This is a genomic window from Oribacterium parvum ACB1, assembly GCF_000238055.2.
In the GTDB taxonomy this organism is placed as follows: domain Bacteria; phylum Bacillota; class Clostridia; order Lachnospirales; family Lachnospiraceae; genus Oribacterium; species Oribacterium parvum.
The window spans coordinates 2,140,138-2,163,448 of sequence record NZ_KE148312.1 but is presented as its reverse complement, the minus strand read 5'-3'; the positions used below and the strand labels follow the sequence as shown (position 1 = coordinate 2,163,448).

The 23,311-nt window shown below is 42.9% G+C and carries 22 protein-coding genes and 1 other RNA gene; 19 read left to right on the top strand and 4 right to left on the bottom strand.

Annotation, left to right across the window (positions count from 1 at the left end; genetic code table 11):
* Positions 1–175 precede the first annotated feature (175 nt).
* From HMPREF9625_RS09565 to HMPREF9625_RS09555, 3 genes are all read left to right on the top strand, one after another.
* The gene (locus tag HMPREF9625_RS09565; RefSeq protein ID WP_009534493.1) at positions 176–919 is read left to right on the top strand and encodes a tRNA (adenine(22)-N(1))-methyltransferase; all 744 of its coding nucleotides are present in this window, start codon (positions 176–178) and stop codon (positions 917–919) included.
* Between the two features lie 23 nt (positions 920–942).
* Positions 943–1,728, top strand: coding sequence for a Nif3-like dinuclear metal center hexameric protein (locus tag HMPREF9625_RS09560; RefSeq protein ID WP_009534492.1), 786 nt, complete (start codon positions 943–945; stop codon positions 1,726–1,728).
* 86 nt (positions 1,729–1,814) lie between these two features.
* Positions 1,815–3,470, top strand: coding sequence for a nucleoside kinase (locus HMPREF9625_RS09555; protein WP_009534491.1), 1,656 nt, complete (start codon positions 1,815–1,817; stop codon positions 3,468–3,470).
* Between the two features lie 16 nt (positions 3,471–3,486).
* On the opposite strand, the gene HMPREF9625_RS09550 is transcribed toward HMPREF9625_RS09555, so the two are convergent.
* The gene (locus HMPREF9625_RS09550; RefSeq protein WP_009534490.1) at positions 3,487–4,635 is read right to left on the bottom strand and encodes a PP-loop family protein; all 1,149 of its coding nucleotides are present in this window, start codon (positions 4,633–4,635) and stop codon (positions 3,487–3,489) included.
* A gap of 257 nt (positions 4,636–4,892) precedes the next feature.
* On the opposite strand from HMPREF9625_RS09550, the gene HMPREF9625_RS09545 reads away from it, so the two are divergent.
* A complete protein-coding gene (locus HMPREF9625_RS09545) occupies positions 4,893–5,114 on the top strand; it encodes a hypothetical protein (RefSeq protein ID WP_009534489.1) in 222 nt (73 codons plus the stop codon).
* Between the two features lie 7 nt (positions 5,115–5,121).
* Here the strand turns inward: HMPREF9625_RS09545 and HMPREF9625_RS09540 are convergent, their stop codons facing one another.
* Complete coding sequence (locus tag HMPREF9625_RS09540) at positions 5,122–6,426, bottom strand: chloride channel protein (RefSeq protein ID WP_242822671.1); 1,305 nt, start codon at positions 6,424–6,426, stop codon at positions 5,122–5,124.
* A complete protein-coding gene (locus tag HMPREF9625_RS09535) occupies positions 6,387–7,262 on the bottom strand; it encodes an ROK family protein (RefSeq protein WP_009534487.1) in 876 nt (291 codons plus the stop codon). Before HMPREF9625_RS09535 ends, HMPREF9625_RS09540 begins: the two co-directional genes overlap by 40 nt.
* 262 nt (positions 7,263–7,524) lie before the next feature.
* On the opposite strand from HMPREF9625_RS09535, the gene HMPREF9625_RS09530 reads away from it, so the two are divergent.
* From HMPREF9625_RS09530 to rnpB, 3 genes are all read left to right on the top strand, one after another.
* Positions 7,525–9,663, top strand: coding sequence for an amylosucrase (locus HMPREF9625_RS09530; protein WP_009534486.1), 2,139 nt, complete (start codon positions 7,525–7,527; stop codon positions 9,661–9,663).
* Positions 9,664–9,691: 28 nt separating this feature from the next.
* Entirely contained in the window at positions 9,692–11,356 is a 1,665-nt protein-coding gene (ptsP, locus tag HMPREF9625_RS09525) for a phosphoenolpyruvate--protein phosphotransferase (RefSeq protein WP_242822672.1), read from the top strand.
* Positions 11,357–11,400: 44 nt separating this feature from the next.
* Positions 11,401–11,733, top strand: an RNA gene (rnpB, locus tag HMPREF9625_RS11010) — RNase P RNA component class A.
* 94 nt (positions 11,734–11,827) lie between these two features.
* Here rnpB and HMPREF9625_RS09520 read toward each other — a convergent pair.
* On the bottom strand, positions 11,828–12,313 hold the full coding sequence (locus HMPREF9625_RS09520) for a peptidylprolyl isomerase (RefSeq protein WP_009534484.1): 486 nt from the start codon (positions 12,311–12,313) through the stop codon (positions 11,828–11,830).
* Positions 12,314–12,582: 269 nt separating this feature from the next.
* Here HMPREF9625_RS09520 and HMPREF9625_RS09515 point away from each other — a divergent pair, with 269 nt between their 5' ends.
* The 12 genes from HMPREF9625_RS09515 to rplT all read left to right on the top strand — a co-directional run bounded on the left by HMPREF9625_RS09515 (position 12,583) and on the right by rplT (position 23,231).
* The gene (locus HMPREF9625_RS09515) at positions 12,583–13,488 is read left to right on the top strand and encodes a radical SAM protein (protein ID WP_009534483.1); all 906 of its coding nucleotides are present in this window, start codon (positions 12,583–12,585) and stop codon (positions 13,486–13,488) included.
* A gap of 38 nt (positions 13,489–13,526) precedes the next feature.
* Positions 13,527–14,600: a pyridoxal-phosphate-dependent aminotransferase family protein gene (locus tag HMPREF9625_RS09510; protein ID WP_009534482.1), complete on the top strand. Its 1,074-nt coding sequence runs from the start codon at positions 13,527–13,529 to the stop codon at positions 14,598–14,600.
* A 30-nt stretch (positions 14,601–14,630) separates the two neighbouring features.
* Entirely contained in the window at positions 14,631–16,127 is a 1,497-nt protein-coding gene (gene glpK / locus HMPREF9625_RS09505) for a glycerol kinase GlpK (protein ID WP_009534481.1), read from the top strand.
* A gap of 47 nt (positions 16,128–16,174) precedes the next feature.
* On the top strand, positions 16,175–16,531 hold the full coding sequence (locus HMPREF9625_RS09500) for a DUF1667 domain-containing protein (RefSeq protein WP_009534480.1): 357 nt from the start codon (positions 16,175–16,177) through the stop codon (positions 16,529–16,531).
* 390 nt (positions 16,532–16,921) lie between these two features.
* Complete coding sequence (gene sufC / locus HMPREF9625_RS09495; RefSeq protein ID WP_009534479.1) at positions 16,922–17,665, top strand: Fe-S cluster assembly ATPase SufC; 744 nt, start codon at positions 16,922–16,924, stop codon at positions 17,663–17,665.
* Positions 17,666–17,668: 3 nt separating this feature from the next.
* Entirely contained in the window at positions 17,669–19,084 is a 1,416-nt protein-coding gene (gene sufB, locus HMPREF9625_RS09490; protein ID WP_009534478.1) for a Fe-S cluster assembly protein SufB, read from the top strand.
* 13 nt (positions 19,085–19,097) lie between these two features.
* On the top strand, positions 19,098–20,156 hold the full coding sequence (locus HMPREF9625_RS09485; protein WP_009534477.1) for a SufB/SufD family protein: 1,059 nt from the start codon (positions 19,098–19,100) through the stop codon (positions 20,154–20,156).
* A complete protein-coding gene (locus HMPREF9625_RS09480; RefSeq protein ID WP_009534476.1) occupies positions 20,156–21,388 on the top strand; it encodes an aminotransferase class V-fold PLP-dependent enzyme in 1,233 nt (410 codons plus the stop codon). The genes HMPREF9625_RS09485 and HMPREF9625_RS09480 overlap by 1 nt, the downstream gene beginning before the upstream one ends.
* Positions 21,378–21,845, top strand: coding sequence for a Fe-S cluster assembly sulfur transfer protein SufU (sufU, locus tag HMPREF9625_RS09475; protein WP_009534475.1), 468 nt, complete (start codon positions 21,378–21,380; stop codon positions 21,843–21,845). Before HMPREF9625_RS09480 ends, sufU begins: the two co-directional genes overlap by 11 nt.
* Positions 21,846–22,111: 266 nt before the next feature.
* Positions 22,112–22,633, top strand: a complete 522-nt coding sequence (infC, locus tag HMPREF9625_RS09470) for a translation initiation factor IF-3 (protein ID WP_009534474.1) — start codon at positions 22,112–22,114, stop codon at positions 22,631–22,633.
* A gap of 17 nt (positions 22,634–22,650) precedes the next feature.
* Positions 22,651–22,854, top strand: a complete 204-nt coding sequence (rpmI, locus tag HMPREF9625_RS09465; protein WP_009428972.1) for a 50S ribosomal protein L35 — start codon at positions 22,651–22,653, stop codon at positions 22,852–22,854.
* 26 nt (positions 22,855–22,880) lie between these two features.
* Positions 22,881–23,231: a 50S ribosomal protein L20 gene (gene rplT / locus HMPREF9625_RS09460; protein ID WP_009534473.1), complete on the top strand. Its 351-nt coding sequence runs from the start codon at positions 22,881–22,883 to the stop codon at positions 23,229–23,231.
* Positions 23,232–23,311: the final 80 nt, after the last annotated feature.

The window sequence follows — 23,311 nt, the reverse complement described above, 5'->3', positions numbered from 1 at the left end:
AATTTCCAGTATGTGAAAAATAAAAAAAGACAAAGAAATAGGATATTAAGGCAAAAAAACCAAATAGAAAACCAGAAAGAAAACCAAATAGAAAAACAAAAAGAAAAACAAAAAGAAAAACAAAAAGAAAAACATATAAAAAGCATGTAGAAAAGAATATGTATACGGAGGGGCTTTGAGTAAACGAATAGAAAAACTGGTAGAATTGTTTCCCGGAGCACGTTCTGTCGCAGATATCGGGTGTGATCATGGCTATACTTCCATTCTTCTTGCAAAGGCCGGAAAGGCGGAGAAAATCATTGCCTGCGATATAGGACAAGCTCCACTGGAAAGTGCTAAAAAAAATATTTTGCGTGAAGGTCTTACGGACAGGATAGAATGTAGACTCGGAGACGGCTTAGAACCCATAAAGTCGTTTGAGGCAGAATCTGTCCTGATTTCCGGCATGGGCGGTCCCCTCATGACGGAAATCTTGGAAAATCGGATAGAGGAGTTTTCTTTTGCCGTACTTTCCCCCCAATCCGACTTTGCAAAATTTCGTCGTTTTCTTTTCGATAGAATGAAGATTGTAAAGGAAGAATATCTGGAAGAAGGAGGAAAATTTTACAGACTTTTTCTTGCAAGGAAAAAACAATCTCCTGAGAGTCAAGAAATAGAACAGGAAGAAAAACAAGAAGAACGGGAAAACGAACTGAAAAAAAAGGAAGACAAAAAGGAGTTCTGTAGAACGGCTGTAGAATGGGAATATGGCTGGCTTCCTTTACAAGAGAAAGATCCGGTACTAAAGCGAATGCTGGAAAAGGAAGAGAAGCAATATAAGGAGATATTGGAAAAGAAACAGATAAAAGAAGTCAAAGAGAAGTTGGAGCTGGTTAATAAGGCTTTACTGTATTACAGAACACCACGGAATAAGACTTGAATCGGATATATAGAGGGAGAAAAATGCAAAAAGAGGGATTGATCCAATTTTTAGAGGAACTTGCTCCGAAAAATCTTGCAGAAGATTGGGACAATGTAGGCCTTCTCCTTGGAAAGAGAGAGGGCGAAGTAAGAAGAGTTTATCTCTGTCTTGACGTAGACAGTTTTGCTGTGAAAAAAGCAATAGAAGAAGGCTGTGATTTTATTCTTAGTCACCACCCCTTTATTTTTAAAGGAATAAAGGCTGTGACGGGGGAGGATTTGCAGGGAAATAAAATCATTACTCTGATTGAGAATGGGATATCGGTTTTTTCTATGCACACAAATTTTGACAGTGTAAAAAGAGGAATGGCGGATCTTGTTGCGGAAATACTTGAATGGAAGAAAGAGGGCGTTATGGAGGCTGTACCCTCCACGATGGACGGAGAAGAGCAGGGAATCGGCTTTTATACACATTTGGATAGGTCGCTTTCCTGTGCGGATCTTGCAAGATACGTGAAGGAAAAATGTGCCTTACCCTATATCGAGTATTTTGACAGCGGAAGGACAATCCGGAAGATTGCAGTCTGTCCGGGTTCCGGAAAAAGTTTTTTGCCCTCCCTACCTTCTGACGTGGATGCCTATATCAGCGGGGATTTCGGACATCATGATGCGGTTGACAGCATGGAAAAGGGATTAAGCCTAATCAATGCAGGGCATTACGGCTTGGAGCATTTCTTTGTTTCTTATATGAGCGATTTAATTCGCCGACATTTTCCGGAGATAGAGATTGTGGAAGAAGAAATTCGATTTCCGGGAAAAATATGCTAAGATTAGCCGATAGTATGTCTATACAATATAAAAATACGGTAATGCAATGAAAATAGTAAGCGGAAAGAAATAGAAAGGAGAGCAGTATGAAGGTGACATCAAAGGGGAAAAGCATCGAAGTGGAAAAGGGGAGCCGATTTCAAGACATAGTGCCTCTTTTTTCGGATCAGGAAAAGTATCCGTTACTTTTAGCCAAGGTGGGAAGTAAGATATATGAGCTGCATAAGAAGGTGCCGGAAGAGGACTGCGAGATTGAATGGATAACAATCCAAAATCGCATCGGTTTACAGAGCTATCAGCGTTCCGCTGTTTTTATGCTTTTAAAGGCTTTTTTTCATCACTGTAAAGGAGTGAAGGGCTTTAATGTAACGATTGATTACACACTTGGCGGCGGATTTTACGGCTATATTTCTGGCGAGCAGAAGCTTACGACGGAATTGCTATCCAAAGTGAAATCCACCATGCAGGACTATGTTAAGGCGGAAATGCCTATAATGAAGAGAAATGTTTCGACCGAAGAGGCACGGAAGCTTTTCCATCGTCTCGGAATGCATTCCAAGGAGCAGCTCTTCCGCTTCCGTATGACCAGCAGGGTGAACATCTATTCTTTAGGCAATTTTCAGGACTATTTCTACGGCTATATGCTTCTGAATACAAGCTATATTACAAAATTTGATTTGTTTCCTTATGGAAATGGATTTATTTTGCTACTTCCAAAGGAGGATAATCCCGGAGAATTGGCTGAATTTCGTCCGATGGATAAGCTCTATCAGGTGCAGAAGTCCTCTTCCAAGTGGGCAACGGAAGTAGGGATAAAGAATATCGGGGCACTGAATCAGAAAATTGTTTCCGGAGATCCGGACTCCCTGATTCTCATGCAAGAAGCTTTTTTTGAAAAGCAAATCGGAAATATGGCAATGGAAATTGTAAAAAAGAAAAAACGTCTGGTTTTAATTGCCGGACCGTCTTCTTCGGGAAAGACCAGCTTTGCCAAGCGCTTAAGTATTCAGCTTTCTGCACTTGGGAAAAAACCGCATGCCATTTCAGTCGATAACTACTTTAGAGGTAGAGATCAGGCTCCCAGAGATGAAGAAGGAAATTATGACTTCGAGTCCATTGAAAATGTAGACCTTCCACAATTTAATGAAGATATGCTCGGGCTTCTGTCCGGAAAGAGGGTAGAGCTGCCGCGTTACAATTTCTTTAGCGGAAAGCGAGAATATAAGGGAGATTATCTAAGCCTTGGAAAAGAGGATATCCTTGTCATTGAAGGAATTCACTGTTTAAATGATCAGATGTCCGCATCCCTTCCGGAGGACAGTAAGTATCGTATCTATATTTCCGCACTGACACCTTTAAATATCGATGAACACAACCGCATTCCGACTACGGATGTAAGGCTTCTTCGCCGTATGGTTCGGGATAACCGAACACGCGGATATTCCGCAGAGGATACCATTTCTATTTGGAAAAGTGTACGCAGGGGAGAGGACAAGAACATTTTCCCCTATCAGGAAAAGGCGGATGTGATGGTGAATTCCGCTTTGATTTATGAGCTTCCGGTCTTGAAGGTCTTTGCGGAACCTCTTTTGTTTCAAATTGCGGAAGACAGTCCCAACTATCAGGAGGCAAAGCGACTCTTAAAGTTCTTGGACTATGTTTTGGCGCTCAGTCCGGAGTCCATACCGCAAAACTCCATACTTCGAGAGTTTATCGGTGGTTCGTGCTTGCATGTAGGATAAGAAGAGGAATATACTCTTATTCCTCATCATACCACTCCAGGAAGGAGTGCTTTACCCCCTTATCCTTTAGCCCGAGAATAGTCTGCTTGGAAACATTTTCGGTAGACCGGAAGATATTTTTTTCAATAAAGGGATTGGTCTTTTTCAGCTCAGCAATCAATTTCTTTGTTTCTAAGCGTTTAGAGCTTGTGGTTCCGTCCGTATGACAGGTAGAACAAGTCTCCGTAAACTTGCAGGCACATTGGATAAAATTCAGTTTATTATAGTCTCGCCAATGCTTGATATCGTCCTCACGCACATAGTAGAGGGGGCGGATAAGCTCCATGCCCGGAAAGTTCGTGGAGTGCAGTTTCGGCATCATAGCTTGGAATTGTCCACTGTAAAGCATACCCATAAGTACGGTTTCGATCACATCATCAAAATGATGCCCGAGGGCAATCTTGTTACAGCCCAGTTCCTTTGCCTTCGAATATAGGTGGCCTCTCCTCATTCTTGCACAGACGTAGCAGGGAGAGGACTCGATTTCAAAGACGGACTCAAAGATATCACTTTCAAAAAATTGAAGGGGAATACCGAGAAGCTTTGCGTTCTCTTCAATGATTTTCCGGTTATATTCGTTATAGCCGGGGTCCATGCAGAGGAATTGCACGCTAAAGGGAAATTTATTGTGTCTTTTTAATTCCTGGAAGAGTTTTGCCATAATCATGGAGTCTTTTCCGCCGGAGATACAGACACAGATATTGTCTCCCTCTTGTATCAATGCAAAATCATTGATAGCCTTTGCGAAGGGCGTAAAAACAGATTTTTTAAATTTTTTACGAAGGCTCTTTTCGATTTCCTCTCTACGTTCGTTTTCCGAGGCTGATTTAATCTTCATAAGAATGTACTGCCCGTAGCCTCCGCTTAAGTTCGCTACCCGGTATCCTTCATCCAGAAGTCTTTCTCCGAGCTCTCTGGAGATGGTTCCGTATTTGCAGTAGAGCAAATAGGCCTTGGACTTATCCAAGGCTCTGTCTTCACGAAGTAAATCAGAGATAGACATCCATAGTGCATTATCTATATGTCCCAGTTCATATTCCGCTTCATCACGGATATCAATTGCGGTAAAATTCTTATATTCTTCTTTTTCCCATTCTTCGGGGCTGATTTCTCTTATTTTCGACATAGTATTTCCTTGGTAAATGTTTTAGCCGAAGAAAACTCCAGCAGTTCATTCTAAAACCAAAACAGTATAGCATAAAATCAGGATCAAAGGGAATATTCCGGTTTGTAGATGAATAGGAATAGGAGAAGATGAATATAGCCGGATAATTCATTTTATTTTTTCATCTTATAAGCTATAATCAAACGGAATGATATTTAAAAGCTTTCGAAAAAAATAATATATAGAATATATTTTCGGTATAGAGAGAGGACGGGAAGATGAATCCGATAGAAATGATGCAATTTGCAAGAGACCTTGAAACATTTAAAAAGAACCACCCGAAGGTGGCTAAATTTTTGGCTACGGAATTTTCTAAGGGACTTCCGGAAGGGAGTATTTTGGAACTGAAAATCATGCGACCAGGAGAAGAAGAAAAGGTCAGCAATATGCGTGTTCTTCCCGATGATGTGAGCTTTGTAAAAAAAATCACGAAGTCTTAAGCATTTTCTAATGTGCCAGTTCGTTGATTTCTTTCTCTTCCGTCTTGGAGAAGAGTATTTTTTGTGTGTGATAGAGTCCGTAATTTCCTGAGCAGAGATAGCTTATTGCAATTGCCAGAATAAAATAGGAAGATGCCTGAAAGCCGAATAGCTCAAAGCAGATGAGCAAGGTGGCAAGCGGACAATTGGTTACAGCACAAAAAACGGAGGCCATACCGAGTGCCGCACAAAGGCCGGGTTCCAACGGTAAAAAAACTGTTAGAGCATTTCCTAAGGTGGCTCCGATAAAAAGGGAAGGGACAATTTCTCCACCCTGATATCCACCGCCTAAGGATACGGCGGTAAAAAGAATCTTAAGTAAAAAGGCGAGGGCAAAAACCTTGTAGCCCGGTTCGCTTATTGTTTTTACGATGATTTCCATTCCGGTTCCGTTATAATCGGTATTTCCAAGAAGTAATGTAGCAAGGACAATGATAGATCCGCTTAGGAAGATGCGAATGTAATTATTCTGAACATATTTGGTAAAGATTGCTTTTACCTTGTGAGCAGTTACGATGAAAAGAATGCTGACGAGAGAAGCAATAATAGCGAGTGCAATACAGGCCAGTGCTGATTTCCAAGTGATTTCTGAAACCGTAGTTAAGTTAAGCTCCGGTTCACTGACCATCACCACTTTTTCTGCAAAGAAATGGGCGACCAAGGCAGAAATAGTGCAAGGCAACAATGCCGTATAGTACATATGTCCTACGGTACAGATTTCCATGGAAAGAACTGCAGCGGCAAGAGGTGTTCCGAATAAGCCGGAAAAAGCGGCACTCATACCGCACATCATCATTCTGCGTCTTTCCTGTTCTTTAATATGGAGAAACTTTCCGATTGTGGACCCCATTGAAGAACCCAGCTGTAAAGCGGCCCCCTCTCGTCCTACGGATGCTCCGAAGAAATGGGAGATAAGAGTAGCGAAAACAATGAGAGGAGCCATATAGGAAGGGAGCGTTTCCCCGTTCTGAATGGACTCCAAAACAAGGTTTGTTCCCTTCGGATTTTTTACTGAAAAGAGACGATAGGACAGGACAATGATAAGACCTGCCAAGGGAAGGAGACCGATAAGCTTAGGGTTTGCAGCTCTAAGTCCTCCTACAATCTGAATACCTTTAGCAAAATAGGCGGAAACCGTTCCGACTACCCCTCCGGTAAACAGTCCGATAGCAAGCCACTTTATACCATTTCCATAGGTTGATATTAGTTTTTTCTCCAGCTCCTTCATGGTTCTTACAGTCCTTTTTTTGCATTGATTGCCAGCTGCAGGCATCCCAGTACACCTTGATTGTCATTCAGACTTGCCGGAACAATGTAATGGTCTATATCGTTCAGTTCCTCCGTTTGTAAATATCCATTCAGCTGTTTTTTTACTTCGGCACGAATCAGAGGGAAGAGCTGTTCCTGATGCATGACTCCGCCTCCCAGTATGATTCTCTCCGGACTTAAAGTCAGGATGATATTGCATAAAGCTTGTCCGATATAGTAGGCTTCCATTTCCCAAACCATAGGAATTTCGGAAAGGGTATCGGCCTTTTTTCCGTAACGAACTTCCATTGCAGGACCCGACGCCATACCTTCCAGGCAATTCTTATGAAAGGGACAGATTCCTTGAAAATGATCTCTCTCGTGGGGAATCATAGTCATATGCCCCAGTTCAGGATGCAACATCCCGTGAAGCAACTTGCCATTACTGAGCACTCCTCCACCGATCCCGGTCCCTATCGTAATATAAACCGCATTTTCTATTCCGCGGCTTGCGCCGTAAGAAACTTCCCCCAGCAAGGAACCGTTTACATCGGTGTCAAAACCGCAGGGAACGGAAAGTGCCTTTTGAATAACGGGCAAAATAGGATAATTCTGCCATTTTACCTTAGGAGTACTGGTGATATAGCCATAGGTGGGGGAAGATTTATGCAGGTCAATCGGTCCGAAGCATGCAATACCTAAAGCGGCTATCCCTTTATCTTTGAAATAGGCAATAATGGCCGGAATGGTTTCGTCGGGGCTGACTGTAGGAATGGAGCATTGTTCAATGATTTCTCCGTTTTCCTTACAAATAGCGCAAATCATCTTTGTTCCGCCCGCTTCTAATGCACCATAAATCATAGATTCACCTCGATTTTCTAAAAGTAGTTCATAATGGAAATGCTTTATCGGAAATGTCCTCTTTTTATTATTTATGTATAATTTATTACTTTGACCGACCTTCCTTTTTCTGTATTAGTTTATATAAGTAAGGGGAAAAATGCAATCGCAAAGAGGAGAGGATTCACTAAAAAATGTCCTTTCCTTTTGGCTTGTTGTGCAATTTTTTTTAGGGTATAATAAGGCTCGTTATACTACGTATCGGATTCTTAGGAGGGGAAAGATGAAGTCGAAGTCTGTTAAAGAAAAAGAGGCGGAAAAAGCAGAGGCGGTTAAGGATGATAAAGAAAAGCTTAGTAGCACTAAGACAAGTGTAAAAAAGGCGACTACGGCAAAGTCTGACACGAAAGATACTATGGCAAAGTCTGACACTGAAGATACTATGGCAAAGTCTGACACGAAAGATACTACGAAAAAGTCTGACACAAAAAAAACTACGGCAAAGTCTGTCACGAAAAAGCCTACAGAAAAAAAGGCAGCCGAGCCGAAGGTAAAGCGTCCGAAAAAAGTTAAATCGATAAAGGAAAGGGCTTTGGAGTCTTATCAGAATCGACTAAATTCCTATTTTGATGAAATGAAGTGGTTGTACTTTGAACTATATAGGGGCGATGAAGAAGCATTTTCCTACTTTCTGTCCCTGCTTGAAAAATATGCTCTGAGTCGTGAGGAAGATTTACTTCTTCTTGATGAGCAGAGGATGGCGGATCCGGACTGGTATAAAGGGAAAGATCAGTATGGTGTTTTGCTCTACGTGAACAATTTTGCGAACAACTTGAAGGGGGTAGAGGAGCACCTTGATTATATTAAGGAAAGCGGATTCAATTATTTACAGTTGATGCCTATCTTGGAGAGTCCTAAGGACAAGTCTGATGGAGGCTATGCCGTTTCCGATTTCCAGAAGATACAGGCAGAAATCGGCACAATGGGAGATCTTCGTTCCTTATCGAAGGCGTGTCACAGAGAAGGAATCAGTATCGGTTTGGACTTTGTCATGAATCATACTTCGGAAGAGCATGAGTGGGCTAAGAGAGCAAGGAAGGGAGAGAAGGAGTATCAGGATCGCTATTTTATTTTTCCGAACTGGGTTATTCCCAATGAATTCGAGAAAACGGTTCCGCAAGTCTTTCCCGAGTCTGCCCCGGGAAACTTTACCTATTGTGATGAGATAAAGAAAGTGGTTATGACCACGTTTTATCCGTATCAGTGGGATTTAAACTATGCCAATCCGACTGTATTTAACGATATGCTGGATAATATTTTGTATCTTTGCAACATGGGTACGGATGTATTTCGTTTAGATGCAGTACCTTATATCTGGAAGAGACTCGGAACTTGCTGTAGAAATCTTCCGGAGGTGCATACCCTGATTCGTCTTTTCCGTATGGCTATGGAAATAGTAGCTCCCGGAGTTCTGCTTCTTGGAGAGGTTGTGATGGATCCGACGAAGGTACTGCCTTACTTCGGAACTGAGGAAAAGCCGGAATGTCATCTTCTTTATAATGTGACCACGATGGCCAGCACATGGCATACACTGGCAACACAGGATACCAGACTCTTACAACATCAGTTGGGACAAATTTTTGCCTTGCCAAAAGATAAGGTATTCTTGAATTATCTGCGTTGCCATGATGATATAGGCTGGGGCTTGGATTATGCCTTCTTACGAAACTTCGGGATGGAAGAAATTCCTCATAAAGCGTACTTAAATGCCTATTTCCGCGGATTTACGGATTTATCCGAGGCCAGAGGCGAACTCTATAATGACGATCCTCTTCGCGGAGATGCAAGACTCTGCGGAACAACCGCATCCCTTTGCGGAATAGAGGCGGCTGGAAAGGAAGGCAATAAGCAGAAGATGGAGGATGCTATACGATTGGATATCATGCTCCATGCTTTTCTTCTGAGTCTCTCCGGTATTCCGGTTCTCTACTCCGGTGATGAGATAGCCTTGGAAAATGATTACAGTTACCATGATGATCCTATCAAGAAAACGGATTCGCGTTATTTGCATCGAGGGGCTTTCTCTTGGAAGAAGGCGGAGAAAAGGCAGACTGTCGGTACGGTAGAAGAGAGAATTTATTCCGGAATATTGAAGCTTGAGAAATTAAGAAGGAAAAATATAGCTTTTTCCAATAAGGCGGATACATGGATTATTGATACAAAAAACAGTCATGTTTTGGCTTTTGGCAGATATTTTGAGGGAGTAAAGCTTCTTTGCTTCTATAATTTCTCTGTCAATACGGAAGTTGCGTATGTTTCCGAGGTGGAGGATTATGTAAATATGTTGACCGGCAAGAAAATGAAGGCGAGAGACTTGATTATTCCTTCTCATGATTTTGTTTGGTTAAAGACCGGTTTCTAACAGCTTGGATTGGGGAATGTGTAAGAAGATGGAATTGCTGCATGGGATTTCCGTATTTCCCGGAATTGCAATTGGTAGAATAAAATACAGGTTGGAAGAAGAACAAGAGACTTTTTCCGCAAAGCCGGAAGAAACAAGCAAAGATAAGCTTGGCGCTTCCGGAACTATTTTTCCGGAAAATGAAATACATATATTGGAGCGGGCTATTGAACAGGCAATTGAGAAGGAAAATACCTTTTATAAAAGGGCACTGCAGGAAACAGATAAAGACAGTGCGTCAATCTTTGCTTTCCATGCTTTGATTTTGAAAGATGTTGAGCTACACAAAATGATCTGTCGGGAAATTCAGAAGGGCAGTTCTGCGGATTTTGCCATACAGTCCGTATTTTCTGCTCAATTAGCTCATTTTTCCGATTCGGATGATATGTATTTTAGGGAAAGAAAAAGGGACTTAGAGGATCTTCGACATATTTTGCTTTCTTGCCTTAGAGGAATCAAGGATGACGAGGAAAGTACGCCCTTTATCTTGATGGGAGAGGACTTAAGTCCTTCCGACACGATGCGATATCGAAAAAATACTTTTCTCGGCTTTGTTACAAGAGAGGGCTCCTTGTTCAGTCATACCGCGATTCTTTCCCGTTCTATAGGGATTCCTGCTTTGGTACAGTGTCAGGAGATTTCTCCGGAAATGGAAGGAAGGCTTTGTATTTTGGATGGATTTAGCGGAACAGCCTTTCTGGATCCGGATAAGGATCTTTTAGAGGAGTATCGGCTAAAGCAAGCTAAGGAGGAAGAGAAAAGAAAGGCATTGCACGATTTAAAAAATAAGCAGTGCATCAGTAAAGACGGAAAAATCATGCAGGTTTTTGCCAATATCGCAGATGAAACGGGCGCAGAAGTTGCGTTGGAAAATGGGGCGGACGGAATAGGCCTCTTTCGATCCGAATTTTTATATATGAACAGGAATGCAGCCCCCTCAGAAGAGGAGCAATTCTTGTTATATAGAGAAGTTTTAGAAAAGATGAAGGAAAAAGAGGTGGTAGTCCGTGTTTTCGATATAGGAGCGGACAAAGAAGTACCTTATCTTTTACAGGAAAAGGAAAAGAATCCCGCCTTGGGGATAAGAGGAATTCGCTTATGCTTACGGGAAAGAGCTTTATTCAAAGCACAGATTCGTGCATTGCTTCGTGCATCCCTATATGGAAATCTGTCCATCCTTCTTCCGATGATTTCTTCAATTGAAGAAGTCTTGGAAACCAAGAAGATAATAGAACAGTGCAAAGAAGAATTAATGCAAGAAGGACAAGCATATTCGGAAAAAATATCGCTGGGAATTATGGTAGAAGTTCCTGCTCTCTTATTTATTCTGGAAGATATTGCAAAGGAAGTGGATTTCTTTTCGATAGGAAGCAATGACTTAAGCCAGTATCTTATGGCTATGGATAGAGAAAACGGGACTAATGGAGAAGTGCATTTGGCTCATCATCCTGCCGTTCTTAAGGCAATTCGTAAAATAGTGGAAAAATCGCATAAAATCGGAATTCCTATCGGAATTTGTGGAGAGATGGCGGCAGATTCTTCTTTGCTTCCCTTTTTCTTATCAATTGGAGTGACAAAACTTTCCGTTAATGTGCCGTCAATCCTTCCGCTTAAGGGAAGAATACTGGAAAGCGAAAGTCAAAAGGAAGAATAGGATTTCGTTGACGGGAAAAGTATCCTGAAGTACACTAGGAGCCTAAAGTATTGTGAATGGTCGCTGCCGGGAAACCGGGAGAGGAAAGTCCGGGCTTCATAGAGCAGGATGCCTGATAACGTCAGGTTGAGGCGACTCACAGGAAAGTGCAACAGAAAATAACCGCCGTTTATACGGTAAGGGTGAAAAGGCGATGTAAGAGATCACCGGTTTCCTGGTAACAGGAAATGCAATGTAAACCCCATCCGAAGCAAGGTCAACAGAGAGCATAAGGCTGCTCGTCTGCTCTCGGGTAGACCGCTTGAGACTTATGGTGACGTAAGTCCTAGATAGATGACCATTTTCAACATAACCCGGCTTACAGCAATACTTTAGCCCCCTCTTTCGAGGGGGCTTTTTGTATATTTCCTATTTCATTGCTGATTTTTGCTTATAGGACAAAACGGGCTTACAAAAAGCTGAAACGGTTTTTTATGATTCCACTTCCACCTTTTCCATCACTACTTTTTTAACCGGTGCATCTTGGAATCCTGTTTCTACGGAAGCAATCTCATCCACGGCTTCCAGTCCTTCAATTACCTTACCGAAAGCGGCATATTCTCCGTCTAAGTGCGGTGCATCCTTATGCATGATAAAGAACTGCGAACCTGCAGAGTTCGGATCAAAGGCTCTCGCCATGGAGATTACGCCTCGCTCATGTTTCATTGTGTTATTTACACCGTTCGATTTAAACTCACCTTTAATGCTGTATCCCGGACCGCCTGTTCCGTTTCCGGAGGGATCTCCGCCCTGAATCATGAAACCCGGAATAATGCGATGGAAAGTTAAGCCGTTATAAAAACCTTTGTTTACTAAGTCAAGGAAATTTTCCACCGTAATTGGCGCGATTTCGGGGTATAATTCTAATCGAATAGTCTTGCTACTATCCATGGTAATTCGTACAATAGGATTTGCCATTTTATTTCTCCTTCATATAAAATCAATATAACAAGGGGATTTTAACAGTTTTCGATAAAATACACAAGAACGACGACTTTGACATAGCTTGTAGAGAAAATCAGGATTGTCAAATTCTGTAGACTGAACTTTTACTGTATAATGAGTACGGATTGCAAAGCGAGCAATATTTGCTTTTAACAAAAGACGAAGTCGGAGCCTGAGATATCTGGTTTGGATAGTGGAAAGTGTAATGTAGAAGCAGTAATTTAGAACTAGGGAAACGATTAATGCAAATGGATATAGAAGAAAATCTCTCTTACCGCTCCTGTGTGCTTTGCGGGAGGGAATGCAAAGTAAATAGAGAAGAGGGGCAGAGGGGCTTTTGTAAGGCCGGAACAAGCATGCATATCGGTCGTGCAGCAGCCCATTTCTGGGAAGAGCCCTGCCTTAGCGGGACGAAGGGAAGCGGAACCATTTTCTTTTCCTCCTGCGGACTTTCCTGTGTATATTGTCAGAATCAGAAGCTTTCCCGAAAAGAATCCGGGAAGGAAATAAGTGTAGAAGAGTTAGTAGAACTATTTTATCGCTTAGAAAACGAGGGCTGTTATAACATCAATTTTGTAACGGCGGAGCACTATAGTAGAAGTGTTAGAGACGCCATGCAGCTTGCCCGGGAGAGAGGCTTTAGCCTTCCCTTTGTCTGGAATTCTTCGGGATACCAAAGAGCTCGGGTTTTACAGGAGTTTGAAGGCTTAATAGACATTTACCTTATGGACTTTAAGTACTGGGAAGAGGAAATTTCTGCGCGTTATTCAAGGGCGAAAAATTATCCGGAGATTGCAAAAGAAGCCTTGGAAGAAGCCGTTCGACAATGCCCGGAGTTCCTGTTTGAAGGGGAAATCTTAAAAAAAGGAGTCATTCTTCGCCATCTTCTCCTTCCGGGGCAGGTATATCAGGGAAAACAAATATTAAAATACAGTTTCGGTCGATATGGAAATCATATACTATACAGTCTTCTTTCGCAGTATACTCCTTTTGGTGATTTAGCTCGTTTTCCGGAGATAGATAGGAAGGTCTTCGGAAAGGAATATCAAAAGCTTGTAGATTACGCCCTTTCTTTAGGAATGGAGAATGCGTTTATCCAAGAGGGGGAAAGCGCGAAGGAAAGCTTTATACCGGAGTTTTCCGTCTAGAAACCGGTTTAAAGGAAAATTTTTTTAAAGGAGAAGCAATGATTAATTTTACGGTTGGTCCGGTGATGGCATCGGAGGAAATACTTTCAGTCGGAGCAGAGCAGGTACCCTATTTCAGAACTTCGGAGTTCTCCGAAATCATGCTGGAAAATGAAAAATATATCTTAAAGTACAGTAAGGCAGGGCGGAATGCTCGAGCTGTCTTTATGACTTGTTCCAGCACGGGCTCCATGGAAGCCGTGGTGATGAACTGCTTCACAAAGGAAGACAAGCTTTTAGTGATTAACGGAGGAAGTTTTGGAGAGCGCTTTGTACGTCTTTGTGAAATCCATGAAATTCCCTATGTTCAGATTGAACTCGAGCATGGAAAAAAGCTCAGCAAAGAAAAACTCTACGAGTATGACGGGCAGGGCTTTACGGGACTTCTTGTCAATGTGGATGAAACCTCGACAGGAGTACTATATGATACCGAAATGCTTGGGGCATTTTGCGAGAAAAATCATTTGTTTTTTGTCTGTGATTGTGTATCTTCTTTTCTGGCGGATCCTTTTGACATGGATAAAGTAAAAGCGGATATTATGATAACGGGATCTCAGAAGGTTTTAGCCTGTCCTCCGGGCATTTCCATTATCGTCTTATCGGAAAAAGCGGTAGAGAGAGTGAACGATCTAAAAACAAAAAGCATGTATTTTAATTTACAGGACATGTTGAAAAATCAGGAGAGAGGGCAGACGCCCTTCACTCCGGCAGTCGGGATTCTTTTACAAATTCATGCGAGACTTAAGGAAATTGAGAGACTGGGCGGTGTAGAGAAAGAAGTGGAAAGAGTAGCCTTGCAGGCTGAGGATTTTCGAGAGAAAGTAAAGAATTTGCCCTTTGAATTTGTGTCTGAAAGTCCTGCCAATGCGGTAACTCCCCTGCATCCGATTGTGGGAAATGCTTATGAAATAGTTCTCCGTCTTAAGGAGGAATACGGGATTTGGATTTGTCCGAATGGTGGAGATATGAAAGAGAAAATCTTCCGTGTCGGGCACATCGGAGCGCTAAGTCACAAAGATAACAGCATCTTAGTGAAAGCCTTTCAAGATTTACAAAATCGCGGATTATTATAAAAAAGTGGATTAAAAAAAGAGGAAAAGATTATGATACTGGCACTCGATGCGGGAACAACAAGCACAAGAGCGATACTTTTTAACGAAGAGGGAAGACCCGTTTCTTCCGCTCAAAAGGAATTCCCACAGTACTATCCGAAGGCGGGCTATGTAGAACATCATGGAAATGAAATCTGGCAGGCAGAGCTTGCTGCGGCAAGAGAAGCGATAGAGAAGTCGGGAGTCAGCCCTTCTAAAATTAAGGCTATCGGCATCACGAACCAAAGAGAAACGACTCTGGTTTGGGATCGGGCAACAGGTCTCCCGATATATCCGGCCATTGTTTGGCAGTGCAGAAGAACCACGGAAATGATAGAGAAGATGACAAAGGAAGATCCCTCTACCATAGAGCTTATTAAAGAGAAGACGGGATTGGTCTTTGATCCCTATTTTTCCGCAACCAAGCTTTCCTGGATTTTAGACCATGTGGAGGGAGCAAGGGAAAGAGCGGAAAGTGGAGAGCTTTGCTTCGGAACTGTGGATACCTGGCTGATTTATAATTTAACCAAAGGAAGATGCTTCGTTACCGACTATAGTAATGCGAGCAGAACGCTTTTATTTAATATCCATAGCCTCGAATGGGATACGGAGCTTTGCGCGCTTTTCCGAATTCCCAAGGCCATGCTTCCTGAGGTTCGCCCTTCTTCTTCCTTTTTCGGAGAGACGGACGAGGAATATTTCGGAAGAAAAATTCCAATCTGCGGAGTGGCAGGAGACCAACAGGCGGCACTTTTCGGACAATGCTGTTTTCAAAAAGGCGATGTGAAAAATACATACGGCACGGGCTGTTTTATGCTCATGAATACGGGGGAAGACTGCGTCCCTTCTCATCACGGACTGCTTAGTACGATTGCTTTTGGCATTAACGATAAAGTCTTCTATGCGCTGGAGGGTTCTGTCTATGTTGCGGGAGCCGTGATCCAGTGGTTAAGGGATGAATTGCATCTTCTGGATGATTCTAAAGATTCGGAATATTTTGCGACTAAGGTAAAGGATACGCACGGTTGCTATATCGTACCTGCTTTTACAGGGTTAGGAGCACCGTATTGGGACCCGGAGGCAAGAGGATCCATTACCGGTCTTACCCGGGGAGTAAATAAAAATCACCTTATTCGTGCTGCTTTAGAATCGATTGCCTTTCAGAGCAGAGATTTACTAAATGCCATGGAACAGGATACCGGACAAAGACTGAGAAGTCTTCGCGTAGATGGAGGAGCCTCCGGCAATAATTTTCTCATGCAATTTCAAGCGGATATTATGCAGGCTTCGGTGATTCGACCGGTCTGCATTGAAACTACGGCATTAGGCGCGGCGTATCTCGCCGGTCTTTATTGCGGTTTTTATCCTTCTATGGAGAGCCTTGAGGAAAGGCACCATGTGGAAATGGAATTCTTCCCGAAAATGCTTCGAGAGGAAAGAGAAATGAAACTCTCCGAATGGAAAAAGGCATTAAAGAAAAGCTTAAGCGATTATAATAAGCCGGAGTAGGAAAGAGAAAAATAGAGAAATAAAAGAGCAAATAGAAACGAGGAAAAATGCAAGTAACCAATACCACCTGCACAGTGTGCAGAAGAAATTGTTTTATCAGTGTAGAGCATGATGATCATGAGGTTTATGCCGTTTACGGGAATTCCTGCCATAGAGGAAAGGAAGCAGCCATAGAAGAGGCCCTCGCAAAGGAAAAGAAATTTTTAGGAGAAATCAAAATAATCGGAGAAAAGGAGCTCCTTCCCGTCCGTACCGAAGGCCTGATTCCTAAGGAAAAATTCGCTGAAGCGGAAGCGTTCTGTAAAAACTTCCGCATCCCAAAACCCATCCGAATAGGAGACATCCTTGTAGAAAACTTTTTAAATACAGGAGTGCATTTGATTTCTCTGAAGACTGTGTCATAAAAAGCTTGGAGTCGAAAAATATATCTGTAGATTATCATACTGTATGGCTCTGAAGAGGGGCAATCTGAGCCCGTGGGTACTTGCGAAAAACAAATGAAATGCAGTTTTTCGCTTAGTATCCCCTACGTGGCGAGGTTAGCGAGAGCGTGCCCCGATTCTGAGCCATACAGTGTGGAAAAGTGTATTTTTTTTCGACTCCATGTTTTTTTTCTTATAATCCTATAAAATTACTAGGAATACTATTGTCACAGCAAAGCTACTGCTTTATAATGCGGGGAATGTAAGGGAGGAAGAGATGTTATTGTATTTTGTACTCAACTTACTGCTAAATAAATTATGGAATAATACATATCGCTTAAACGTAAGGCGGCATTAGTAGATGGAGGAATTATGGCAGATTTGCTGGACATCAAAAATTTATCTGTTTCCGTAGAAGAGAAGGCCATTCTCGATGCGGTTAATTTGACTATAAATAAAGGAGAGACCCATGTTTTAATGGGACCGAACGGGGCAGGAAAGTCCACCCTCGGAAATGCCATTATGGGAAATCCCCGCTACATCATTACCGGAGGAGAAATCGTATTTAACGGTGAGAATATCACTGCCGAGGCGGTGGATAAGAGGGCGAAGAGAGGCATTTTCCTTTCCTTCCAAAATCCGCTTGAAGTACCGGGAGTAAGCCTTGGAAACTTTATCCGTTCCGCTATGGAGCAAAGATTCGGAAAGAGAATCCGTCTATGGGACTTCCGTAAGGAGCTGAAGGCTTCCATGGATATCTTGGGTATGGATCACAGTTATGCGGAAAGAGACTTAAATGTAGGTTTCTCCGGCGGAGAGAAGAAGAAAGCTGAGATTTTACAACTCCTTATGCTAAAGCCGGAGCTCGCCATTCTGGATGAAACCGACTCCGGACTGGATGTGGACGCAGTTCGTACGGTGTCCGAAGGCGTAAAGGCATATCAGAAAAATATGGATGGCGCGCTTCTTATCATTACCCACTCCACAAGAATCCTGGAGGCACTTAGCGTGGATAAGACACATGTCATTGTAAACGGGAAAATCAAGGCTACCGGAGACGGCAGTCTGGTCAATAAGATTAATGATGAGGGCTTTGAGTCCTTCTTAGAGGGTTAAAGTATGGCAAAAGACAGAGCAATAGTTGAAGACATCGATCGCTCCCTCTATGATTTCCGCTATGAGGAAAAAGAAGGAGAGTTCTATAAGATAAAAGAGGGATTGACCGAGGATATCGTTCTCGAGATTTCCGAGAAGAAAAAGGATCCCAAGTGGATGCGGGATTTTCGTTTAAAATCCTTAGAAATTTACCATAAGTCTGAAATGCCGAACTGGGGGCCGGATATTTCAGGTCTCAATGTAGACAATATCGTGACCTATGTAAAACCGAATACGGAAATGTCTCAGAGCTGGGAAGAGGTGCCGGAAGATATTAAGAATACCTTTGAGAAGCTCGGGATTCCTGAGGCAGAAAGAAAGAGCCTTGCCGGAGTAGGAGCGCAGTATGACTCGGAGCTCGTTTATCATAATCTCCAGGAAGAGGTGGCAAGACAGGGCGTTATTTATACTGATATTGAGTCTGCATTGCATGGTCCCTATGGAAAAATGATTGAAGAGCACTTCATGAAACTGGTGCCACCGACAGACCACAAGTTTGCCGCACTTCACGGAGCGGTTTGGTCAGGCGGATCCTTCGTCTATGTTCCGAAGGGGGTCAATGTGGAAATCCCCCTGCAGTCCTATTTCCGCTTAAATGCGAAGGGAGCGGGGCAGTTTGAGCATACCCTGATTATTGTGGATGAGGGTGCACAGCTTCATTTTATTGAGGGCTGCTCTGCACCGAAGTACAATGTGGCGAACCTCCATGCAGGCTGTGTGGAGCTCTTTGTCGGGAAAAATGCGAAGCTTCGCTACTCCACCATTGAGAACTGGTCCAAGAATATGTATAACCTAAATACAAAGAGGGCAAAGGTAGAGGAGAACGGGATTATGGAATGGGTTTCCGGCTCTTTCGGTTCCCATGTTTCCTATCTTTACCCGATGACCATTTTAAAGGGAGACAATGCGCGTTCCCAGTTCACAGGAGTGACTTTCGCCGGAAAGGGACAGAATCTTGATACCGGAGCAAAGATGGTGCATATCGGGAAGGACACCAGCTCCTTTATCAATACCCGTTCGATTTCGAAGGGCGGCGGCATTTCCACTTATCGCTCTGCTGTAGTGATTCAGAATCAGGCAAAGAATGCGAAGTCTGCCGTTTCCTGTCAGTCCTTGATGCTCGATGACGAGTCCCGTTCCGATACCGTACCGGCTATTGATGTACGTACCAACAAGGCCGATGTGGGACACGAGGCGAAGATCGGAAGAATTTCCGATGATGCGGTTTTCTACCTGATGAGTAGAGGAATCTCGGAAGAAGAAGCAAAGTCTCTTATCGTAAGCGGTTTTGCGGATTCGGTTTCCAAGGAGCTTCCCTTAGAGTATGCGGTGGAAATGAACAATTTGATTCGTTTGGAAATGGTTGGAGCCATCGGCTAGGAAGGAGGATAGGATGAAAGAGAATCAATTTATAATCAATAAAATGCCTGTGCCTACCTTTCGCTGGTTGAAAATGAACGAGGCAAAGCTCGAAATACCGGGAGAACTTACAACGTATCAGCCTTCCGTAGAAGGAAAGCTTCCAAAGAGGCTTACGGAAGAGAATGACTTTTCCGGCAGCATGAGTACGGCACTGGACGATTATTTCCGTGAGGAAAGACTTCCTGTGCAGTCCTTTGTACTAAAAGAAGGAGAGGAGAGCCCTGAATATATTCGCATGCATTTTCGAAACGGGGAAAATGCGGTGGAGCACTCCGCTTACTGTTTTACGGTGGAAGAGGGGGCAAGACTCAAGCTCTTTTTAGCGATTGAATCCTTGAAAGAGTCCAAGAATATGGCTTTTTTGCAGGAAAAATTCCTTTTAAAGAAAAATGCCAAGCTGGACCTCGTTATTGCTGTAAAGAATGCGAAGGACTTTGCACATTTACAGGATTTTTCCTTTGTTTTGGAAGAAAAGGCGAAGCTGAAACTGACTTCCCTTCTTCTCTCCGGAAAGAGCCATCATATTTCCTACCAGATTGATTTAAACGGAGATAAGTCCGAGGCAGACTTGCATCTTGACTATGTGCTCTCTCAAAAAGAAAAAGCGGATTTTAATCTTGTAGTGAATCACAGGGGGAAAAAGACGATTTCCAATATCGTAGCTGACGGTGTACTGCGGGAAGATGCGGTGAAAATATTCCGCGGCACCATTGATTTAAAACATGGCGCAAAGGGAGCTTCCGGTACGGAGCAGGAAAATGTGCTTCTTATGGACGACTCCGTAGTGAATCAGACGATTCCCGTTATTCTTTGTGATGAGGATGATGTGGAAGGAAATCACGGGGCAAGTATCGGAAGACTTGATGAAGAGAGTCTTTTCTATATGGAAAGCCGCGGACTTTCTTTGGAGGCGGCTTATGAGCTGATAGCGGAGGCTCGAATGGAAAGCGCAATCCACGGTATTATGGATAAAAAGGTAGAAGAATATATAGAAGCGGAGCTTCGGGAAAAGAGGAGTGAGGAGGACTAATGGAAGAGAGAGAAAAAGAGATTGCAAGGATAAAAGCGGATTTTCCCATTTTTAAAAGCGCTGACTTTTTCTATCTGGACAATGCTGCCACCACACAGAAACCCTATACAGTGCTGGAAGCTATGAAAAATTATTATGAGACGGAAAACGCCAATCCGCTTCGCGGACTCTATGAGCTCTCCCTTAAGGCGACGGAAGCCTATGAGAAAGCGAGAGTATCCGTGCAGAACTTTCTAAATGCCAAAAGCGCGGAGGAAATTATCTTTGTACGAAATGCGACGGAGGGCTTAAACCTCGTTGCGCAAAGCTACGGAAGAGCCTTTTTGAAAGAGGGAGATGAGATCCTGATTACCATCATGGAGCATCACAGTAACCTGATTCCTTGGCAGCAGATTGCAAAAGAAAAGGGCGCTAAGCTCACCTTCCTGGAGCCGAATGAAGAAGGACTCATTTCTTTGGAAAGCTTTAAAAAGGCACTGAATGATAAGGTGAAAATTGTAGCCATGGCGGAAGTTTCCAATGTTCTGGGAAATCGACAGGATATCGAGACTTTTGTAAAGCTGACTCATGAAAACAATGCTATTTTTGTCTGTGACGGTGCGCAGTCCGTGCCGCACAGAAAGGTGGACGTACAGGCCATGGATGTGGACTTTTTAGCCTTTTCCGGCCATAAAGTTTACGGTCCGATGGGAATCGGTGCGGTTTATGGAAAGAAGGAATTACTGGAAAAAATGCCTCCCTTCCTCTTTGGCGGAGAGATGATTGAGTATGTTACGAAGGAAGATGCCACTTGGGCTGAGCTTCCCCATAAATTCGAAGCCGGTACCGTAAATGTTGGCGGAGCTGTCGGTTTGGAAGCGGCTATTCAGTATATAGAGAAGCTTGGATTTTCTTTTATCGAAGAGAGAGAAAAAGAGCTTTCCGAATATCTTATGGCAGGGATGAAGGAAATTCCCCATGTGCATATCTTGGGGTCCGAGAAGGGAAAAAATCACCACGGAATCATGACCTTTACGATTGACGGGGTACATCCTCATGATATTGCGGAAATTATGGACTCTCATAAAGTCTGTATTCGAGCAGGACACCACTGTGCGCAGCCTCTTATGAAGTTTATGGGGACGCCTAGTACCAGTAGGGTAAGCCTCGGCTTATACAATACCAAAGAGGATGTAGATGCCTTTTTGGCCGCTTTAAAAACAATCAGAGGAGCGATGGGATATGGCGAATAATACCTATTACAACGAAATATTGACGGAGCACAATATCCGTCCTCTTCATAAGTACAAGATGGAGAACGCGGATTTTTCTCTGGAAGGAGTAAATCCAAGTTGTGGAGATGATATTGTCCTGTATCTGAAGCTTGATCAGGATGAAAATATTGTGGAAGCGAGCTTTGATGGAGACGGATGTGCCATTTCTCAGGCGAGCAGTGACATCATGTGCGACCTGATTACCGGAAAGAAGAAGGACGAGGCTCTCCGTCTTTCCGAAATTTTTCTTCGTATGATTCGCGGAAAGATTACGGAAGAAGAGAAAGAAGAACTCGAAGAGGCGGGAATTTTGGAGGATATTTCTCACATGCCCGCCCGTGTAAAGTGTGCGGTTTTGGCATGGCGCACCATGGATGAAATCTTTCAGGATGCCGCGGAGGGGAAGATTGACAAGTATAGCGGAAAGTTTGATTAGCGCTAAAATAAAGCATTGACAAGCAGTTCTTTTCTTGTTAGACTGTTACAGTCTTATGACAGGAAAGTAGGTATCCACCTCACCTCGGCAGTCAAGCTGACCCGGGTTTAAATTGATTATTTACTCTGTATATTTTCAATGGTGGATTGGCTTTCAATCCACCATATTTTTATGTGGATTTTGCTCGAAAGAGCATATCTCTATAACGTCTTGCTATTACGGCATTTCGTTTAAATGTAGCAAAATTCATGTGCAGAGAGGAGCTTATGGCAGCTAAAAAGAATACGGAACTGGAAATTAACGAGCAGATAAGGGACAAAGAGGTTAGAGTTATCGGTGCCGAAGGAGAACAGCTCGGTGTTATGCCCGTACGGGATGCACAGCAGCTGGCGAGAGAGGCGGATTTGGATCTCATTAAGATTGCAGCAACGGCAACACCCCCTGTAGTGCGTATAGCGGACTACGGTAAGTATCGTTATGAACTCTTGCGTAAGGAAAAAGAGGCCAAAAAGAACCAGCACACCACTGAATTGAAAGAAATTCGTATGACACCGAACATTGATACCAATGATTTGAATACGAAGCTTTCAGCAGCAAGAAAGTTCTTGGAAAAGGGCAATAAAGTCAAGATTGCTTTGCGTTTCCGTGGAAGAGAGATGTCCAGAATGAACCAGTCCAAGTATATCCTGGATGATTTTGGAGAGAAGCTTTCCGACATTGCAATTGTCGATAAGGCTGCAAAGGTGGAAGGAAGAAATATGGCAGTGGTTTTAAGCCCTAAAAAGTAAATTCACAGGAGGCAAATATGGCAAAGTTAAAGCTGAAAACAAAGAGAGCTGCAAAGAAGCGCTTTAAGTTAACCGGTACAGGAAAGTTAGTAAGAAATAAGGCATTTAAGTCTCACATCCTTACCAAGAAGTCTACCAAGAGAAAGAGAAACTTGAGAAAAGACATCGTAGTTGACCATACCAATGAAAAGGTAATGAAGAAGATTCTTCCTTATCTGTAATGTGTGAGTAAGAATAGGAGGATGAAATGAGAATTAAAGGTGGCTTAAACGCAAAGAAAAAGCACAATCGTGTATTAAAATTAGCTAAGGGATATAGAGGCGCAAGATCCAAGCAGTATAGAATTGCAAAGCAGAGTGTTATGCGTGCTCTTACAGAGGCTTATAAGGGTCGTAAGGAAAGAAAGAGACAGTTCAGACAGCTATGGATTGCCAGAATCAATGCAGCTGCAAGATTAAACGGTCTTTCTTACTCCAAGCTTATGTTCGGCTTAAAGAGTGCAGGCATCGAGATGAACAGAAAGATGCTTTCCGAAGTGGCAATTGCAGATCCGGAAGGATTCAAGGCATTGTGCGATAGTGCAAAGGCTAAGTTATAAGAAAACTGTCGTTTGACATTTGTGATTAAGAAGAAGTATCGCGGGATTAGCTGCGATACTTTTTTTATACCGAGTGTTAT

Bases quoted from the DNA above. Each gene is read 5' to 3' on its own strand.
- HMPREF9625_RS09550 (WP_009534490.1), bottom strand. From the start codon at position 4,635: ATGTCGAAAATAAGAGAAATCAGCCCCGAAGAATGGGAAAAAGAAGAA.
- HMPREF9625_RS09510 (WP_009534482.1), top strand. From the start codon at position 13,527: ATGATTAATTTTACGGTTGGTCCGGTGATGGCATCGGAGGAAATACTT.
- sufB (WP_009534478.1), top strand. From the start codon at position 17,669: ATGGCAAAAGACAGAGCAATAGTTGAAGACATCGATCGCTCCCTCTAT.
- rplT (WP_009534473.1), top strand. From the start codon at position 22,881: ATGAGAATTAAAGGTGGCTTAAACGCAAAGAAAAAGCACAATCGTGTA.
- HMPREF9625_RS09485 (WP_009534477.1), top strand. From the start codon at position 19,098: ATGAAAGAGAATCAATTTATAATCAATAAAATGCCTGTGCCTACCTTT.
- sufU (WP_009534475.1), top strand. From the start codon at position 21,378: ATGGCGAATAATACCTATTACAACGAAATATTGACGGAGCACAATATC.
- HMPREF9625_RS09555 (WP_009534491.1), top strand. From the start codon at position 1,815: ATGAAGGTGACATCAAAGGGGAAAAGCATCGAAGTGGAAAAGGGGAGC.
- HMPREF9625_RS09560 (WP_009534492.1), top strand. From the start codon at position 943: ATGCAAAAAGAGGGATTGATCCAATTTTTAGAGGAACTTGCTCCGAAA.
- HMPREF9625_RS09535 (WP_009534487.1), bottom strand. From the start codon at position 7,262: ATGATTTATGGTGCATTAGAAGCGGGCGGAACAAAGATGATTTGCGCT.
- ptsP (WP_242822672.1), top strand. From the start codon at position 9,692: ATGGAATTGCTGCATGGGATTTCCGTATTTCCCGGAATTGCAATTGGT.
- HMPREF9625_RS09515 (WP_009534483.1), top strand. From the start codon at position 12,583: ATGCAAATGGATATAGAAGAAAATCTCTCTTACCGCTCCTGTGTGCTT.
- HMPREF9625_RS09520 (WP_009534484.1), bottom strand. From the start codon at position 12,313: ATGGCAAATCCTATTGTACGAATTACCATGGATAGTAGCAAGACTATT.
- sufC (WP_009534479.1), top strand. From the start codon at position 16,922: ATGGCAGATTTGCTGGACATCAAAAATTTATCTGTTTCCGTAGAAGAG.
- infC (WP_009534474.1), top strand. From the start codon at position 22,112: ATGGCAGCTAAAAAGAATACGGAACTGGAAATTAACGAGCAGATAAGG.
- HMPREF9625_RS09530 (WP_009534486.1), top strand. From the start codon at position 7,525: ATGAAGTCGAAGTCTGTTAAAGAAAAAGAGGCGGAAAAAGCAGAGGCG.
- glpK (WP_009534481.1), top strand. From the start codon at position 14,631: ATGATACTGGCACTCGATGCGGGAACAACAAGCACAAGAGCGATACTT.
- HMPREF9625_RS09545 (WP_009534489.1), top strand. From the start codon at position 4,893: ATGAATCCGATAGAAATGATGCAATTTGCAAGAGACCTTGAAACATTT.
- HMPREF9625_RS09480 (WP_009534476.1), top strand. From the start codon at position 20,156: ATGGAAGAGAGAGAAAAAGAGATTGCAAGGATAAAAGCGGATTTTCCC.
- HMPREF9625_RS09540 (WP_242822671.1), bottom strand. From the start codon at position 6,426: ATGCCTGCAGCTGGCAATCAATGCAAAAAAAGGACTGTAAGAACCATG.
- rpmI (WP_009428972.1), top strand. From the start codon at position 22,651: ATGGCAAAGTTAAAGCTGAAAACAAAGAGAGCTGCAAAGAAGCGCTTT.
- HMPREF9625_RS09500 (WP_009534480.1), top strand. From the start codon at position 16,175: ATGCAAGTAACCAATACCACCTGCACAGTGTGCAGAAGAAATTGTTTT.